Here is a 16177-nt window from a genome sequence, read left to right as displayed (position 1 = left end):
GAGAAGTCCCCGTCATCATCGGAGAAGTCCCCGTCATCATCGGAGAAGTCCCCGTCATCATCGGAGAAGTCCCCGTCATCATCGGAGAAGTCCCCGTCGGCGTCGGCGTCGGCGTCGGCGTCGGTTGGGGAAAAACTGCTGGTACTGCACTGGGCATTGTTGGGCCTCCTTGCGACGCTACTCAAAAACTACTAAATAAACTTAAAGTCAGATGCAGTAATGACGGTGCTGAGCGCTCCGGGCACTGTAGGAATAGAATTCAACACTCCCAAATCGAAAGCTGGGAGACTGTCATCTGCCACATTCGGGTCGAAGCCGAGAACGTACTTGTTAAAAGTATTGTTCAGGTACACGAAGAAAGCTCCTGTTTTGCTCGAACCCTTTTGATTCTTCAACACTGCATTTACTGCTTGAGCGTTATCAAATTTAGATTCAAACAAAATGACTGATTGCTTGCTGATGTCGTCGCCGCTAGACCCGATATTCCTGACGATAAAACTGGTGAAATCGAGAGTAGTTCCTGAGTTGGTTAAACCCGCGAAATTTGACGACCTGAACAAGAATCTGTCGGTCTCGCTGCCGTTAGCGTTAAAGTCAGCAATCACGTCCACGCCTTCGCTGGGAGTTTCGTAGTAGAAGAAATCATTGCCAGCATCGCCCGTGAGCAAGTCAGAACCGACACCGCCACCCAAAATGTCATTGGCTGCACCGCCGGAAAGCGAGTCGTTGTCATCGCCGCCCAATACCAAGTCATTGCCGAAGGCGCCGCTGAGACAGTCGCTGCCGGCACCGCCGTCGAGAGTGTCGTCGCCGGCTTGGCCGTCGAGGGAGTCGCTGCCGGCCTCGCCCAACACGTAGTCATTGCCCGAACCTCCGAGTCCCGTGTCGTTGCCTTGTCCACCCAACATCGTTTCATCGTTGTCGCCGCCCAAGATGGAATCGTTATTGATACCGCCATCGACCAAGTTTCTGCCCAGTCCACCGTCGAGGATGTCGTCGCCTGCACCGCCCTCGAGGGAGTCGTCGCCAAGGCCACCAAGTAAGGTGTCGATCCCAGCGCCACCAAGTATCGAGTCCTCGCCGGATTCTCCCAACATCGAGTCATTGCCTGTTCCGCCGTCAATGGTGTCGTTGTTGTCACCGCCCAAGAGGTTGTCATTGTCATTGCCGCCGAACATCAGGTCGTTGCCCAGTCCGCCGATCAGCGAGTCTATGCCGTCTTGGCCGTTAACGGTGTCGTTGCCCAGTCCGCCGTCAACGGTGTCGTTGCCGATCGCACCCACCACCGAGTCGTTGCCTGCTTCACCGAATACGATGTCGTTGCCGACACTGCCATCGATGATGTCGCTGCCGTCGCCCCCAGAGAGGGTATCGTCGCCGGCCCCGCCGAGGATGAAGTCGCTGAGGTTGCTGCCTGTAAAGCTGCTGGCCGGGAGTGCGCTGCGATCGACAATATTATCTACCACCGTGATGCTGAAGGATGCCGGCCCGATAGTTGCAGACCCGTCGGAGGCTGTAAACGTGAAAGTGTCGCTGCCACCTGCTGCCAGCAAGTTGTATTTGACGATGTTGTTGTTGATATCGTCTTGGGTGAATTTGCCGCCCACGTTGAGAAAGGTGCTACCCCTTTGGACAAAACCTCTGGTAGCATCGGGGGCTTTAGTAATCGTGTAAACGATTTCCAAGGGGCTGTTGTCGGGATCTGTGACTAACAAATCGGCGGCAGTGATTGTCTGGGTAGGATTACTTTTGGCAACCACCACACCCTCGTTAATTATTAGCTGCGGCGGGCTACTGACGTTGATGGTTACTACCGCCTTACTTGTGCCGCCGCTGCCGTCTGAGATCGAGTAGCTGAAGCTGTCAGTACCCGAAAAGCCGGGATTCGGGGTGTATTTGAATACGCCGCCGCCCACGGGAACCAGGCTCCCTTTGCTTGCTGGAGCAAAAGTCGTGACAGTCAGAGCGCTTTGTTCCTGGTCAGTGTCGTTCAACAGAACGTTGAAACTGAGTTCTTGACCCGCAACCGTGCTGAAGTTGTCGTCAACTGCTCTTGGAGGTTGGTTAAAGATGGGCGTCGGCGGTGTCGGCGGCGTCGGACTTCCTGTCGGCGTCGGCAACCCCGGTGTCGGCGGTGTCGGCGACCCCGGGAACGTCGGCCGCGGCTCGTCCGGTGTCGGCGGTGTCGGCGGTGTCGGCGGTGTCGGCGGTGTCGGCGGTGTCGGCGGCGTCGGCGGCGTCGGACTTCCTGTCGGTGTCGGACTTCCTGTCGGTGTCGGTAGGGGAAGGGGAGTTGCGCTGCCGGGAACTGTGGGGGCAATTACAAATGAGCTTCGCCCTAGGGTTCTGCTGTCTACTCCCGGCAATACTGCTAAAAAGTCGCCGCTGACGCCGTTGCGAATAATCGTACTGCCGGCTTTCGTCTCAGTGCTTTGGAAGATTACCAAATCTTCAAACTTGAGGTCGCCGGTTAACCCGATTAAATCTTCGCCTTGGCGAAAGTCTGTGAAAATGTCGGCATCGGCGATATCGGGGCCGCCTGTGGTGAGAAATGCCGGGTTAGTGCCGTCGCTGCTGCCGCTGGGGGAACTGAAGGCACCGATGACGAACACATCTCTGCCTTCGCCTCCTGCGATTATGTCTTTGCCTGCTTCGCCCCAAAGAACGTCGTTGCCAGCACCGCCGTCCACGATGTCATCACCGTCGCCGCCGAATACGATGTCGTCGCCGTCGCCGGAAAAAAATGTATCCCCGCCGGCGTTTCCGTAGAGCCAGTCGCCTCCTTCGTTGCCAAATACCAAGTCTTCGCCATCGCCACCGAAGAGCGAGTCGTTGCCTTGGTCGCCCCACACGATGTCGTCGCCTCGATCGCCCAAAAAGCTATCGTCGCCAGCACCCCCACGCAAGCTGTCGCTGCCTTTTCCGCCGTAAGCCGTGTCTCTGCCTTCGCCTCCGATTACCGTGTCGTTGGCGTCATTGCCATACAGCAGGTCAGGGTTATTTGCCCCGTCGAGGCAGTCGTTGCCTTTGCCTCCGTACAGGGTATCGAGTCCTAAACCGCCGTCGAGAACGTCGTTCCCTGGCGCGCCGAACAGCACGTCGTCATCATCGCCCCCGAATACTAAATCGTCGCCGTCGGCTCCTTGCAGGTTGTCGTTGCCTTGCAGTCCGGAAATCACGTCGGGCCCGGGACTGCCAACTAAGGAATCGTTGGTTTCTCCGCCGCGGACTACGCCGCCGATGATTCCGGGCGAGGTACCTTGGCCTCCGCCCCCTGTGTCGTCTATGTCGCCAATTGTGTCGTCCCCGGAGGGAGGTGTTGGAGGTGTTGGAGGTGGTGCTGGGGTTGGAGGTGTTGGCGGCGTCGGAGGTGGTTCTGGTGTTGGAGGTGGTTCGGGTGTTGGAGGTGGTTCTGGTGTTGGTGTTGGTGGTATAATTACTGCTGGCACTGCACTTGGCATTATTTTGGCTCCTTTAAACGACGACGATCCCGATTAACTTTAAGAACTGATTAGTATCAGTTTGTTGCCACAAATCTGGCTTAAAATTGATTAATAACCCCATCATTTCTAACATACTAAATCAAAACTGCAACGGCTATAGATATTTTTTAAGCGGGGCATCTTTTGATCTCAAAATATTAATGATTGTACGTTTTGATGCCTAGGTTGGGTATACTTTAATATCGCGCCACTTCGATATATAACCTAGAATTCCGGCTGGGAGTCAGCCCAGTGTATTTATCCAGAAGCCGAATAAATAAAAATCTTCGCCGTCAGAATTTTTTCTTTCCGAATGTCGAAGGCTGAATACAGATGTGCCCCTTGCCTGCAGAAGCCGACTGTCTTATGCTGACTGCTGACAAGAAACAGAGCTGTTAATTAGGGGCAGAAGCGGCCCGGTTTGTTCTTGTCCACTGACGGATAGTTCGCTGTGGCAAAGGTAAAGCAGGGAACAGCGACTTAACAAATCTAGCAGAATTCGCCGCAGCCGCTGTTGGTCGGCAGCCGTTTCCTCTTCGGTTTCCCAGGGGCGCCCCAGTTGCGATCGCAAAAATAAGGGAGCGCCAAACAATGTCGCCGCACCGCCGCTCAGCCACAGGGGCGAGCCGGCATCCAGCCAAAAGTGCCATTTGTGGGCGCGGCGGCTGCTGCGGTACTGGAAAATGTTGGCGAGGGTGACGGCTCTGGCTGCTGGGCCTTCGGGACGCACTGGAAAGGGGTTGGCGGTGACGGTTCCTTGGCGCAACAACTGGATGAACCGGGCGATCGTTTCTGAGTCGCCGCCGTTTGTTGGTTCTACGCGCTGCATTCGCCCGTTGATTTCCCAGTAGTGGGTCGCGGTTTCCATTAACTCGCGCAGGGCTGCTAGCCGATCGTAGGGCAGGTATCTGTCGTTCATGAGAAATTTCTGGATTGCTCGATCGAGTAGGGCAATTGGACTCGGCAACAGCCGCTCCTGCTGTTGCGATCGCTGTTGTTCGATCCACTCGACAATGTGCTCGTAGGCCCTGGCTGCTCGGTGTCCCAGTCTGTCCCACCGGGGAAAGGCTGTAATTGGCAGCAATTGAGGTCGATCGATATCTGGACAAAAACAGTGATCGGCGATTAAACCTGCTCTCACTTGGTCGATCGATTTTTGATTGTGAATTTGAGATTTTAGATTGAACGTCGAGTTGGAATCTTCTGTTTCCAATGAACTGTGTTTCTGGCTGCCCAACACTACCAGCATTTCGGCTGCGCCATCTCGATCGACTAAACGGCCGAGTCCCGGATAAACTAAGGCTAACAAAGTGAGTAAAGCTCGAATCTCTGGGGTAGCCGAGAGGGGACGCTGATCGTTGAGAGATACGGCGGCGATATTATGTCGCGCCAGAATTTCCGTTAAACTGTAACGGGCGATCGCATCCATCCCAGGGGCAATTACGGCGATTTCCTGGGGTTCCACGGCTTGTGACTTCACCGCATCCACGATAATTTCGGCGGTTTCTCGCAGCAGTTGAGCCCGGGAAGTGGTTTGGAGCGATCGAACTTTACCGGGCAAACTCAAGCCTAAAGGATAAAAACCCTCAGAATTAACTGCTAAACTTACCGCTAAATCTCCAATCTCTGCTGCTAAACCGGCTTTTGCGTCCAAATTTACCAGGCTTTGACAGCGGCTTTCGAGTCTGGCTAGGTATTCCGTATCAGCCCCCAAGCCCAAACGCACTCCTCCATCTGGGTTGTAGGAGAACGCCCCCGCTGCACCGAAGTCGAGCATTCGATCGAACAAATGGCCACTTATCGCCGGATAATCGTCAACATCGTCTGCGATCACAGCTTGATATCTAGAGGCCAAATGCTGCTGGTAAGTGGCATCCGGCAACAAATAGCGCCAGTAGAGTTCGCAAACAATCCCGTAAGTCAGGAGCCCCCGCGTCAAGCACCATTCCCGCCACCTTTCCAGCAACTCTCCCATGCTAGTCCACAGGTTGTTCGAGCCGCTGTCACCAGCAAATCCCTGTTCCAGAATGCTGGGAATCTCTTCTCTCGGCGTACCGCTGACAGCAGCAAGTTGTAATAAGTCTAGTGTTCGACGCACCATTCGGTTTGGGCTGACCCCTGTTTTTTGCAAAATCCCTTCGTCTAATTCGCGACGCCAGAGTCTCGCGGCAAGTTCCAGTTCTGTTTCAGGTTGCAGCCGCAGGGGAAATTGAGCCCTCAAATCCAGCGACTGAACTAGCAGCGGCCAAAATAGCAATACCTCCTGCTCAAAAAAACCGAAGGGCGTTGTGGAGTGAAAGGTATATTTTCCTTCGGTAGCGACGGCGATGCGATCGGCCAATTCTAGCCGATTGTCTCCGTTAGCTGCTAAGACTAAAATTGCTGGGGCAGTTTGTCCAGCCCGCCGCCGCCCGGAACTCGATCGCCCTGAAACAGTTGTGGGCAGGGGCTTGACAGTTTTGCTCCAAATGCAGAACTGCTCGACTAAACGAGTAGTTTTGCCACTGCGGGCAGATCCGACAATCCAAATTGAATCCTCGCTGGCCGTTCTCAGTTCATCTAAATTTGTTACCATACCGTGAATACTTTAATCACTAATGTCTACAGCCAACTAAGCAGCTTTAGCTATGAATACTTCTCCGTGGAACAGGATTGTAAAATATCTCTACAGCCTTCACCAATGGTATCGAGAAACGCCTGAGAGGGCTCTAGAACAGGCCTACGATGCTGCGTTAGCAATTAAGGCGATCGAAGACGAGCATTTTGGCGGTCAAGGAATCTCTGAGCGATCGGGAGATTACGGACAAAGCACCCTGTCTTACTTTAAATCCGAACTGCAAAAATACCTCAAGGTCATCCAAACCCGAATGGTTGAGTTTAATGCTAGCCGTTCTTTTTTGGAACTGCCGGAGCGAGTGGGGGCTAAACCGAAAACTGGGCCCAGCGCTGAGCCTCACCAGCACGGATTACATCTCAACAATAAAGATAGAGCCTCCCTTATATTTGAGAAGCTAGAGTTTATCGATCGAGTCATCGACAAGTATATTAATAATAGTAGATCGACGGCAATTGTTCCGGTTGTCAGTTCAGTAAATGTGCAGGCTAAATCTACAAATAGCAGCTCTCCACCTGACCCCAAAAATAAAGGTTCAGCTAATTATGTTCAAATTCACGATGGTGAGGTTGACACTAACTATGAAGAAGTAAATTTATTACCGCGATCACTTTTGGGAACGTTGAATCGCATCACTAAAGATTTAGACCCTGGAGCTGAAAAAGAAGTAGTTAAGAATTTCCGCAATTCCAAAGTCAAAACAATTATTTCTCTGAGATTTATTTTGCTTTTGATTTTAGTTCCCCTGTTGACGAATCAAATTGCCAAAAACTTTTTTGTCGGCCCGATAGTTGACCATTTTAGAGGTCAAGAAAAGGCCCCACTTTTCATAAATGTTAACCTGGAAGAAGAAGCATTCCAAGAACTGGAGAGATTTGAGCAGCACCTCAAGTTTAAAAGGTTAATAGGCGCTGCTCCGTCGCTTTCTTTAGAAGAAACGGAAAAGAAGATTGCCGAGAAAGCAGTTGAGCTAGCGGAGGAATACCGCGCTGAAAGTGGTGGAGCTATTAAAAATATTTTTGCCGATTTGATTTCCTGCATTGCCTTTGCCGCGATTATCGTCACTAACAAGAAAGAGATTGAGATTTTAAAGTCTTTCATGGACGATGTGATTTACGGCCTCAGCGACAGTGCGAAAGCTTTCGTAATTATTTTGTTTACAGATGTGTTTGTCGGCTTCCACTCGCCTCATGGTTGGGAAGTAATTCTCGAAGGTTTATCGAGGCATTTGGGACTGCCAGAAAATAGGCAGTTCATATTTTTGTTCATTGCAACTTTTCCAGTGATATTGGATACGGTATTTAAGTATTGGATATTCCGTTATTTAAACCGGAGTTCGCCTTCGGCTGTTGCTACGTACAAGAATATGAACGAGTAATCAGAGGCGAAGAAAGTTCGGCAACGGATTCTGTAGCGGATGTAACGGATGTCAGGAAGAAGGAAGAAGGAAGAAGGAAGAAGGAAGAAGGAAGAAGGAAGAAGGAAGAAGGGGGAGCATCTCAATGAAAGCAGCAAAGCTCGAAATTGGAATTAGGAGTCAGGAGTCAGGAGCCAGGAGAAAAGAGTCAGAAGGAAGAAGAAAGAAGTGTTTTTGCAAATATGAGATGCTCCCGAAGAAGGAAGGAAGAAGGAAGAAGGAAGAAGGAAGAAGGAAGAAGGAAGGAAGAAGAAAAGATGTAATAATAACAATGGTTTCAGGCATTGATAACGTCCTCATTAAAGCGTTCACTGCACAGAGAGTGGCTTACCCATAGTGCATAAAACCATTTATTTTTTGCGTCAGGAGTGGTTTAATTAAGTTGATGTACTTAAGGTGTTGGGCCTCTAAATTTTATTTTTGGGCTGGTTCTCGCGCGTACCCCACAAGAATTTTATCAAACTTGACTTTCATCAAGGCTCGGCTCAGGAAGCGTAAAATTTAGATGTGGCTAAGTCGAGCGAAAAAAAATACGATCGCCCGCCGAATTTCTCGAAAGAAATCAAAAGGGCGATCGCATTCCCAAAACCCATTACCAATGACCTAATTCCAACGCTTCTTGCGCTGTCGCTGGCTGGCTACAGCCTCTACCAGTCCCAGGCCGAGAAAATTACTCAGCAGCGACGCATTCCCGTAACTCAGGAAAGGCAGGGGAATGCCCGTAACCGGAGCCAAGCCAATGTTCATTCCAATATTTACGAACACCTGAAAAATCAACATTGACAGTACGCCGATCGCCAGCAAAGAACCAAAATTATCGTTAGCAGTTTGAGCGATCGTCACCAACCGGAAACAAATTAACCAGAACATAAACAGCACGCAAATACAGCCAATAAACCCCAATTCTTCGCCAATAGCTGAAAAGATAAAGTCTGTATGCTGTTCGGGAATAAAGTTAAGCTGAGTTTGCGTTCCCTGAAACAAACCCCTGCCTTTCAGTTCCCCGGCCCCAATAGCAATCCGAGATTGAATCAAGTGATATCCGCTGCCTAAAGGGTCTTTCTCCGGGTTTAAAAACCCTGTCAGGCGCATTTTTTGATAATCCTTGAGTACATTCCAAAAAAGCTGTCCGACTTGTCCAGAAACAACGTTCACCAACACAGCACCGAAAGTCCCCAGCCAAGGCCAAGGCAGGGTTCGCCAAGCGATAATACCCGCAAGAACTATCCAGGCTACCCAAATCGGTGTAGACAGGTTATTGAGGAGAACAGAGATTAGAGGAGAGAATAGCAATATTAGCCAGCCGGGATTTACATTACCCCAGTAAAACATCCCAATTGTGATCGCGCCGAAGACTAAGGAAGTACCTAAATTTGGTTCGGCAAAGATCAATCCCCAGGGTACAGCCATAATCGCCAGCATCCTCAACATATTACCCACCGTGGGAACAGTCTTGTCGTGCAGGAGAGCTGCTAAAGTGACAATCATGCCTACTTTGGCAAATTCTGACGGTTGCAGGTAAAAGCCGCCGATGTTGATCCACCGCTGGGCGCCGAGTCCTGTAGTACCGATAAAGCGCACTGCGATCAGCGACAAATTGATTAATATGTAAATCGGCCATTTCCACTCCAGCAGTATTTGGTAGCGGCAGCGGGAAATGATGATGGCGAGGAACAAACCAACTGCCCCAGTTACCCAGTGCCGCCACCAGTCGATCAGTCCCTGGTTGATTTCGACGCTGCGGATCATGATTCCCCCGAAGATGGTGAGGGCGATGCAGGTGCCAAACAGCCAAGGGTCTGCTTCTTCCCAAGGTTTGAAGATTGATTTCCAGCGGTTTCTGACTTGTATTCTCTGCAACATGAGGATTTTAGATTTTAGATTTTAGATTTTAGATTATCGAGCCGATTTTCGGAAGTTGTGGATATATTTCGGATTCAGAGTCTGCACCTTACTTGAGAAGCGTCGGTGTAAGTATGTAACTTTATTCGGCGAGTTTTAGGGAGGTTCCGGGCCGTCCGCAACGGGCCCCATCGTGCGCGGACACACTAATCTGTAAGGTGCGCCAGGCCGCGCACCTTACGCGGATTTAGCCCGATCGCCGCGATCCGCAAGTCCGAAAATAGTCAGGCCGGTTCGTAAAGGTACTCGAAGCCGTTACCGTCGGGGTCTCTGCCGTAGAAGGATGCAGTACCGTCGCGGTGTTCGTGGATGTGGGTGACGGAAACACCCTCGGCTTTGAGTTGTTCGTAGGCGGATTCCATTTCGGTGCGATCGTCAAATACAAAGCCAAAATGCGGCCCTGCTTGGTCGTAACTCGGACTCAACAGCGCCAATCCGTCCTCTCCTGCTTTCAAATAAGCCCAGTCTGCATCTTTCCAGACTAACTCCATACCCAAGTTGCGGTAGAATTCAGCAGACTTCTCTATGTCTTGCACGCAGACGGCTACGTGTCCCAATCGTTTTAGTTTCATCTCTACAAAGTTTATGGTTGTTCTTTCGTTTATTGTATCTATTTTCTGATTTTTTGCTCAATTAATTAGGTATTTTTTCTGTTTTTTTTGTGGCAGCTAACTGTACTTTTTCTACTTGTTTGCTAGCGTCCATTTCGCTAAAAAGTTGAAGGGAGCGCTCAAAATTTTCTTGACTTTTCTCGATGTTACCAAGTTTTTGTTCTGTTAGTGCTAGTTGATAGCAAGCTTCGGCTCGGTCTAATTTGGCGCTGGCTCGATCGAGTATTTCGATTGCTTCTGCATGGTGCTGTAGGGCTTGGTCAAATTCTCCCTGTTCTCGGTACAGCGCTGCTATACCGCGCTCGAGCTTTGGCTTTGATGGTGCTGTACTGGTTTTGGTCGGTTTGGGCGATCGCTTGGCGGTACAAGCTCAAAGCTTTCTCTGTCTCTGGCAGGTTTTGATAGGTGGCGGCGAGAAAAACTAACTGGTATCCCGTACCCACCAACTGACTGTTTTCCCGATCGGCATAAAGTTTTTCGGCGAGCTCTTCCGCCTGTTTTTTGGCTCCGACACAGGAGTTGAGGAAAGCTAACCCGACATTGATCGAATAGCTATTAATCCCGATTTCGTCTCGCGAAGTTTTCAGCTTGACAAATATCTCCATAGCTGATTCTAATTCCCGCATTTCTATTTGACACCAACCCATATTAATTGCAGCGTTAACTTTCCAGGATTCCCGATTTGCTTGTTGGCTGTTTTCAGGTTCGCTGCTTTTTGCTATAATTTGCAAACATTTAGTGGCTTTTATTTCTAATATTTAAGGGCATTCTATCGCTTGATTTATGTCGCCTAATATCCGGTAAAAAATGCCTAAAATACTGTATAAACCGCTCAAATAATAATCAGAAGTGACACTGTTGAGTGTGGAGGGGAAGTTGACAGACAAGCTTCTGACATCCGCACAAATCAAGTCGAGTTTATATTCAGGAGCAAGCAGCTATGTCTATTAACGATGTTGAAACAGCGATCGTGGATGAACAAATTCGCCCTCAAGAATGCGGCCGCGTTCGTTTCCAAAACAGTTGGTGGCCGGCTAAGTGCGATCCTCTTTGAGGGCTTCGCTAACGAGACATGACTTTGCAACCCGGTGAAGTTGTTCGCGTCGTGGGGATTGAAAATATTACTTTGATAGTTGAAGGGTAATTGGGAAACAATCTGTAGGTGGGGAGTTATCGGAGGGTAGAACAAATAAATTTGCGATCGCGTTTCTATTTCGATACATTTGTCTTCAAGCGCGCGATCGTACTTCTGGCCTCTGTTAATTTCCCGATTCTAGAGTTTGACCTCAACCACAACTCGCCGCTGACAGTCGCCAGTCCGCCAGACCGCCAGGGAATGAATTCCACGGGGCTTATAGCTAAAGTCCTCGCTATGAGGACTAATGAGTTTTTCAGTCCTCATAGCGAGGACTTTAGCTTTGAGGCAGGGGTTTCAACCCTTGCCGGACTGCGGGTTTAACCTAGTTGTTGACACGAAGAAGGACACGGCATTGCCGTGTCCCTACTTACGAAAAGCCTATGCGTCATCCTGACTGAAACGAAGCATCTCGCTCGATGCTTCGCCCAAATGCCTAAGTCCTATTTTTCATACCGGGCTAGAAGATGCCAGAGAAAGATATCCGGATCGTCATGATCGATCATCTCTTTAAACATCGAAACAAAAGGCTCATAGTCCAAAAACTGCATCTCCAAACAGAGTTGTTTTAATCCCGCTTCTTTAAAGATGCGATTTAACCGCAAGGGAGTGTAATAAATTTGGGCAGTTTGCCACTCAGCATCCCAAACTTTATTGCCGTAGACATCTATAAATCCCTCTGTAACACAGTGAGCGTGTTTGCGACTGAAATAGGCAATTTCTAAGAAGCATAAGGTGGTTGGAAAATATCCGTATATCTTGCCACCTGGCTTGAGAACTTTTCCAAATTCCCGAATCATCTCGCGGTTGGTTTTATCCTCACTGGAAACCACGGAATTTACGAGGAGGACGTAATCAAATTTATCGTTCCACTCCGGTTTTTGTTCGGTGATTCGCGTGGAGTCTACTTGCTCAAACACGATTTGCTGATTGTTGAGTCGAGAATCTCCATCTGCTGTTTTCCAGTCTGCTTGTGCTTTTTCAATGGCTGTTTTGGAAAAATCGGTACAGTAGATTTGTCCAATTTGGGGGCAAAATTCTAGTAAAGTTTTCTGAAGATAAATTTCCGAGCCGCAACCGGGAATTAGGACTTTGATATCAGGCGAGTTGGGAATATCATAGCCGGGAGAACGCTCTGGACTGATTAAGTTTTTGCAGATTTTGGGGTCTTGGGTGACGCTGAAAGAGGTGTTGGTATAATCTTCGTGGTTTTTATCCCACATCTCTTTCTCTTCTTCAACAGATTTCGAGCCAAGGCTATGAGAAGAGGGGATTAGCCATTTGTAATCATTTGTGCTGGTCATAATTTTTAACTCCAAAATATTCAGTACAGGTCAAATCTGTGTGTCAACCGCTAACAACCAAGCTGCCGTTTTCCAGCACGTACATGACATCCGCACGCAAGGCATGGGCCATGCGGTGGGTGATCAAAATCACGGTGCGTTCTTTGGTGATGCGCTCGATAGTGGCGAGGATTTCGGCTTCTGTGGCGGGGTCGAGGGCGGATGTGGCTTCATCGAGAATTAGAATTGCTGGATTTCTCACCAAGGCTCTAGCTAAAGCAATTCTTTGCCGTTGTCCCCCTGATAACTGTCCGCCCCTGTCACCCACAGGTGTGTCGTAGCCTTGGGGTAAGGACAAAATAAATTTGTGAATCTCGGCGGCTTTGGCTGCGGCTTCGACTTGTTCGTCAGTGGCTTCTAGATAGCCCATGCGAATGTTTTCTCGCACCGAGGAATTAAAGAGAATTACATCCTGAGAAACCAGTCCAATTTGAGAACGGAGGGAGCGTACTGTTGCATGACGCAAATCAATTCCATCAAACAGAATGCGTCCTTGATCTGGGTCATAAAATCGCGTCAGCAAGTTGACTATTGTACTTTTGCCTGCTCCACTTTGACCGACAAATACCGCAAAGTCTCCTTGGCGAATTTTCAGCGATAGATTTTTAACTCCTCCTCTATCTTGGGAGTAGCTAAAGGTAACGTCGTCAAAGTTAATATCACTGGAAAAGTGAGGTAAATCAATCGCATCCGGTGCATTCTGAATCGCCGGGGTTTCTGATAAGATATCGCTGATGCGTTGCAGCCCTGCTACTCCATCAATAAATGCAGGTATTGACGAAGTTAAACCTAGAATATTGAGATTCAAACCTACCAGTAAAACTTGAAAGGAGGTAAGAGTTCCTACAGAAATTATATTCCGGTAGGTCATCACTGCACCAATACTTAAAACGATAAGCTGCGTCATGACAAAACCAATCATGGGGACTTTCTGCACTAAGTAGGAGAGAAAGGTTGCGCGGACATAAACCTGTTTTAAGTCATTCAAATCCCTGGAAAAATCCTTACTCATTTGGTTTTCCAGCCCGAATATCTTGACAACGGTTTGCGAGAGGATATTCTCTTCGACGACGCTGGCAATCTGTCCTTCTTTTTGCAGCAACTTATAGCCGACTTCGGTGGCAAGGCTGGCAATTTTTGCTGGGGCAATGGTGCAGAGGGTTAAACCGATTAAACTGAGCAGGGCTAATTGCCAGTTGAGGAAGAAGAGGAAAACCAGAGAAAATAGGAAGTTAGACAGTTCTAAAACAACGACTGTCAGCCCCATTGTAATTACACCATTTTCCACCTTTTGGACATCGGCGATGAGACAATTGACAATATCGCCGGCTGAACGCCGTCCAAAAAACTCCATTGAAAGGCTTTGGAGATGCTGGAATAGAGAGTGTCGGATATTGTTGGTGATTAAAATGCCTAAACGCGCTCCTAGAAAAATTCCTAGTAAGCCGATGCAGGCATATAGAATTGCTCCGACAACTAGCAATGACAGGATTAAAACCAGAAGACTATAGTTTTGGGGAACGATGGCGGCATCGATGATAAATTTTAAGCTGGCTCGGAAGACTGAATCAAATGCTGCGTCGAATATCAGGCAGATAAAGAGTAAAATGAATTGCCCTTTGTAGGAGGCAATGTATTTGTTGAGGGTTTTAAAGAACCAAATAATTTCCATGAGTTATGGGAGTTTGTCTACAGGCACGATTTATGCTTTTACAGTTATAATCTTGATAGATACTTACTAAGTAGGGTGAGCATTGCCTACCCTATAGCGATTTTTATTCGCAGTTGATCGGCGTCATTAATATGATTTGAATGATAAATATTTAAAAGCGAAATCGTTTATAAAATACGAGGAGTTCTCATGATAATTTTTTCCTTTAGTTGCAGTAGAATGCTCTAAGAAAACTACAGCAGTGTCAATTCTTTTTGATTCTTTCAGGCATCTTATATTTGTATCAACATTGAAGCTTCCGTTATCAATTTTAATATATCTCAATGGCTGCGGAATTACAGGATTTTCAGGAGAAGAGCAAGTATCGGCCATTGCTGCTGTAGGAAAACAGAAGATCAAAAATGACAGAGCAAATGCCAATAACTTGGCCAAGCGCATAATTTTCTTCATTGAATTCATGATGGTTTTACTTTTCGATTTTCGGATTTGATTCGAGACGAAGTTGTATTAAAGATGTAGTGTCGGCGCTGACGGCAGTGCCCACCCTACATCTATTTTTAATCACATTTAATCAGCTTACAAATGTATTTTTGCTGATGAAAATATTTATTCTAGAATCCGCGACTTCTACGCATAATTAGCCTCCTTTGAGATTAGTTGGATTTTGCTTTTTAGTCGAGACAAACTTTTATTTTTGTCTCTACACCTATAAGACGAATCCAGAGGTCAATTTCTGAATTTTTCGAGTTAGAGGCGTTTTTTTCTAACTTAATGCACTCTGAGAGGTTCAGATCCCCGACTTCCCGAAGAAGTCAAGGATCTACGCTTTAGCACGAGATCCCTTTCGCCTCTTACCTTTCAACCGTTTCACAGCCTCCTCAACCTCACCGCGAAAAGGGTAGAGCAACCGCCGCTTCAGCGCACTTCGATACGCCTCCACGGCCTCCGTCACATCCCCCAACCCCAACAACGCTCTCCCTCGCCAGTAACCAGCCATAGCCGGGTCAAACTCCATCAATTCCCGGAACTGACAAGCCTTTTCCAACCATTTCCGACTCGCCACCTCATCCCCCAGCACCCGATAACTCTCCCCCAGCCACACCGCAGCAGACACCGATTGCAGATAACTCCCATCTTCTGGCAACAACTGCCATCCTTGCGCCAAAGCCTCCACCGCCTCCCGGTGTTTAAGAGCCAGCGCCAACACCCGCCCATGACCAAACCAAGCATCAGGTAACTGCGGCTCAAGTTGCGTCCCCTTGGCAGAGATACTACACCCCCGCTCAATTTCCTGAAAGCTTTCCACCAACACCCGCCCCGCCGTCGCCCAAACACTCCAGCGATCGGGAAAACGCTTGAAACCCACCTCAAACACGAGAACTATAATTTCCACCTACTGCACCAGATTTTGCCATTAACTTAAGGTCAGCAACAAAAAATGTAGGGTAGGCGCTGACGGCAGTGCCTACCCTACATCAATTTTAAATCACATTTAATAATCAGCTTACAAATGTAGTTTTGCTGATTAAAATATTGGTTTTAGAATGGTCTACGCAACATAATTAGCCTCCTTTGAGATTAGTTGGATTTTGCTTTTTCTTCGAGACGAAATTGTATTTTTGTCTCTACACCTATAAGACGAATCCAGAGGTCAATTTCTGAATTTTTCGAGTTAGAGGCTGTTTTTTCCCAACTCAATGCACTCTGAGAGGTTCAGATCCCCGACTTCCCGAAGAAGTCAAGGATCTACGCTTTAGCCCGAGATCCCTTTCGCCTCTTACCTTTCAACCGTTTCACAGCCTCCTCAACCTCACCGCGAAAAGGGTAGAGCAACCGCCGACTCAGCGCACTTCGATAAGCCTCCACTGCCTCCGTCACATCCCCCAAGCCCAACAACGCTCTCCCTTGCCAGTAACCAGCCATCGCCGGGTCAAACTCCATCAATTCCCGGAACTGACAAGCCTTTTCCAACCATTTCCGACTCGCCACCTCATCCCCCAG

At 48.6% G+C, this 16177-nt stretch carries 14 protein-coding genes and 1 pseudogene; 4 read left to right on the top strand and 11 right to left on the bottom strand.

Features of this window, described 5'->3' with window-relative positions:
* Window positions 1-191 precede the first annotated feature (191 nt).
* On the bottom strand, window positions 192-3461 hold the full coding sequence (locus tag QUB06_RS17165) for an Ig-like domain-containing protein (protein ID WP_333436284.1): 3270 nt from the start codon (window positions 3459-3461) through the stop codon (window positions 192-194).
* Window positions 3462-3846: 385 nt separating this feature from the next.
* Window positions 3847-6057 carry a recombinase family protein gene (locus QUB06_RS17160; protein WP_333436283.1) on the bottom strand — a complete coding sequence of 737 codons (2211 nt, stop codon included), beginning with the start codon at window positions 6055-6057 and terminating at the stop codon, window positions 3847-3849.
* Between the two features lie 52 nt (window positions 6058-6109).
* Between QUB06_RS17160 and QUB06_RS17155 the strand changes: the two genes are divergently transcribed.
* From QUB06_RS17155 to QUB06_RS17145, 3 genes are read left to right on the top strand one after another with little or no spacing between them, the layout of a single operon-like run.
* Window positions 6110-7474 carry a proton extrusion protein PcxA gene (locus tag QUB06_RS17155; RefSeq protein WP_333436282.1) on the top strand — a complete coding sequence of 455 codons (1365 nt, stop codon included), beginning with the start codon at window positions 6110-6112 and terminating at the stop codon, window positions 7472-7474.
* A complete protein-coding gene (locus QUB06_RS17150; protein ID WP_333436281.1) occupies window positions 7405-7602 on the top strand; it encodes a hypothetical protein in 198 nt (65 codons plus the stop codon). Before QUB06_RS17155 ends, QUB06_RS17150 begins: the two co-directional genes overlap by 70 nt.
* Window positions 7599-7850: a hypothetical protein gene (locus QUB06_RS17145; protein ID WP_333436280.1), complete on the top strand. Its 252-nt coding sequence runs from the start codon at window positions 7599-7601 to the stop codon at window positions 7848-7850. Before QUB06_RS17150 ends, QUB06_RS17145 begins: the two co-directional genes overlap by 4 nt.
* A 266-nt stretch (window positions 7851-8116) precedes the next feature.
* Here QUB06_RS17145 and rodA read toward each other — a convergent pair whose 3' ends face one another.
* The 4 genes from rodA to QUB06_RS17125 form a co-directional block, all read right to left on the bottom strand.
* Window positions 8117-9376: a rod shape-determining protein RodA gene (gene rodA, locus QUB06_RS17140; protein WP_333436279.1), complete on the bottom strand. Its 1260-nt coding sequence runs from the start codon at window positions 9374-9376 to the stop codon at window positions 8117-8119.
* A 263-nt stretch (window positions 9377-9639) separates the two neighbouring features.
* Window positions 9640-9987 (bottom strand): VOC family protein, encoded by a 348-nt coding sequence (locus QUB06_RS17135; protein WP_333436278.1) that lies wholly within the window; start codon window positions 9985-9987, stop codon window positions 9640-9642.
* A gap of 61 nt (window positions 9988-10048) precedes the next feature.
* Entirely contained in the window at window positions 10049-10312 is a 264-nt protein-coding gene (locus QUB06_RS17130) for a tetratricopeptide repeat protein (RefSeq protein WP_333436287.1), read from the bottom strand.
* The gene (locus tag QUB06_RS17125; RefSeq protein ID WP_333436277.1) at window positions 10287-10757 is read right to left on the bottom strand and encodes a hypothetical protein; all 471 of its coding nucleotides are present in this window, start codon (window positions 10755-10757) and stop codon (window positions 10287-10289) included. Before QUB06_RS17125 ends, QUB06_RS17130 begins: the two co-directional genes overlap by 26 nt.
* Before the next feature lie 431 nt (window positions 10758-11188).
* Between QUB06_RS17125 and QUB06_RS17120 the strand changes: the two genes are divergently transcribed.
* Window positions 11189-11485, top strand: a complete 297-nt coding sequence (locus tag QUB06_RS17120; protein ID WP_333436276.1) for a hypothetical protein — start codon at window positions 11189-11191, stop codon at window positions 11483-11485.
* Between the two features lie 119 nt (window positions 11486-11604).
* Here QUB06_RS17120 and QUB06_RS17115 read toward each other — a convergent pair whose 3' ends face one another.
* The 5 genes and pseudogenes from QUB06_RS17115 to QUB06_RS17095 form a co-directional block, all read right to left on the bottom strand.
* On the bottom strand, window positions 11605-12465 hold the full coding sequence (locus tag QUB06_RS17115) for a class I SAM-dependent methyltransferase (protein ID WP_333436275.1): 861 nt from the start codon (window positions 12463-12465) through the stop codon (window positions 11605-11607).
* 43 nt (window positions 12466-12508) lie between these two features.
* A complete protein-coding gene (locus tag QUB06_RS17110) occupies window positions 12509-14176 on the bottom strand; it encodes an ABC transporter ATP-binding protein (RefSeq protein WP_333436274.1) in 1668 nt (555 codons plus the stop codon).
* A 126-nt stretch (window positions 14177-14302) separates the two neighbouring features.
* Window positions 14303-14626 (bottom strand): hypothetical protein, encoded by a 324-nt coding sequence (locus QUB06_RS17105; protein WP_333436273.1) that lies wholly within the window; start codon window positions 14624-14626, stop codon window positions 14303-14305.
* A 370-nt stretch (window positions 14627-14996) separates the two neighbouring features.
* Window positions 14997-15569: a tetratricopeptide repeat protein gene (locus QUB06_RS17100; RefSeq protein ID WP_333436272.1), complete on the bottom strand. Its 573-nt coding sequence runs from the start codon at window positions 15567-15569 to the stop codon at window positions 14997-14999.
* A gap of 353 nt (window positions 15570-15922) precedes the next feature.
* A pseudogene (locus QUB06_RS17095) lies at window positions 15923-16177 on the bottom strand (tetratricopeptide repeat protein); the annotation flags it as partial.

This window comes from Microcoleus sp. D2_18a_D3, from assembly GCF_036702455.1.
Classification (GTDB): Bacteria; Cyanobacteriota; Cyanobacteriia; order Cyanobacteriales; family Microcoleaceae; genus Microcoleus.
This window is presented reverse-complemented; position numbering and strand designations above follow the sequence as displayed.

What these genes read in the sequence shown, in the direction of transcription:
- QUB06_RS17105 (WP_333436273.1), bottom strand. Translation starts at nt 14,626, where the DNA reads ATGAAGAAAATTATGCGCTTGGCCAAGTTATTGGCATTTGCTCTGTCA.
- rodA (WP_333436279.1), bottom strand. Translation starts at nt 9,376, where the DNA reads ATGTTGCAGAGAATACAAGTCAGAAACCGCTGGAAATCAATCTTCAAA.
- QUB06_RS17165 (WP_333436284.1), bottom strand. Translation starts at nt 3,461, where the DNA reads ATGCCAAGTGCAGTGCCAGCAGTAATTATACCACCAACACCAACACCA.
- QUB06_RS17110 (WP_333436274.1), bottom strand. Translation starts at nt 14,176, where the DNA reads ATGGAAATTATTTGGTTCTTTAAAACCCTCAACAAATACATTGCCTCC.
- QUB06_RS17135 (WP_333436278.1), bottom strand. Translation starts at nt 9,987, where the DNA reads ATGAAACTAAAACGATTGGGACACGTAGCCGTCTGCGTGCAAGACATA.
- QUB06_RS17115 (WP_333436275.1), bottom strand. Translation starts at nt 12,465, where the DNA reads ATGACCAGCACAAATGATTACAAATGGCTAATCCCCTCTTCTCATAGC.
- QUB06_RS17160 (WP_333436283.1), bottom strand. Translation starts at nt 6,057, where the DNA reads ATGGTAACAAATTTAGATGAACTGAGAACGGCCAGCGAGGATTCAATT.
- QUB06_RS17155 (WP_333436282.1), top strand. Translation starts at nt 6,110, where the DNA reads ATGAATACTTCTCCGTGGAACAGGATTGTAAAATATCTCTACAGCCTT.
- QUB06_RS17145 (WP_333436280.1), top strand. Translation starts at nt 7,599, where the DNA reads ATGAAAGCAGCAAAGCTCGAAATTGGAATTAGGAGTCAGGAGTCAGGA.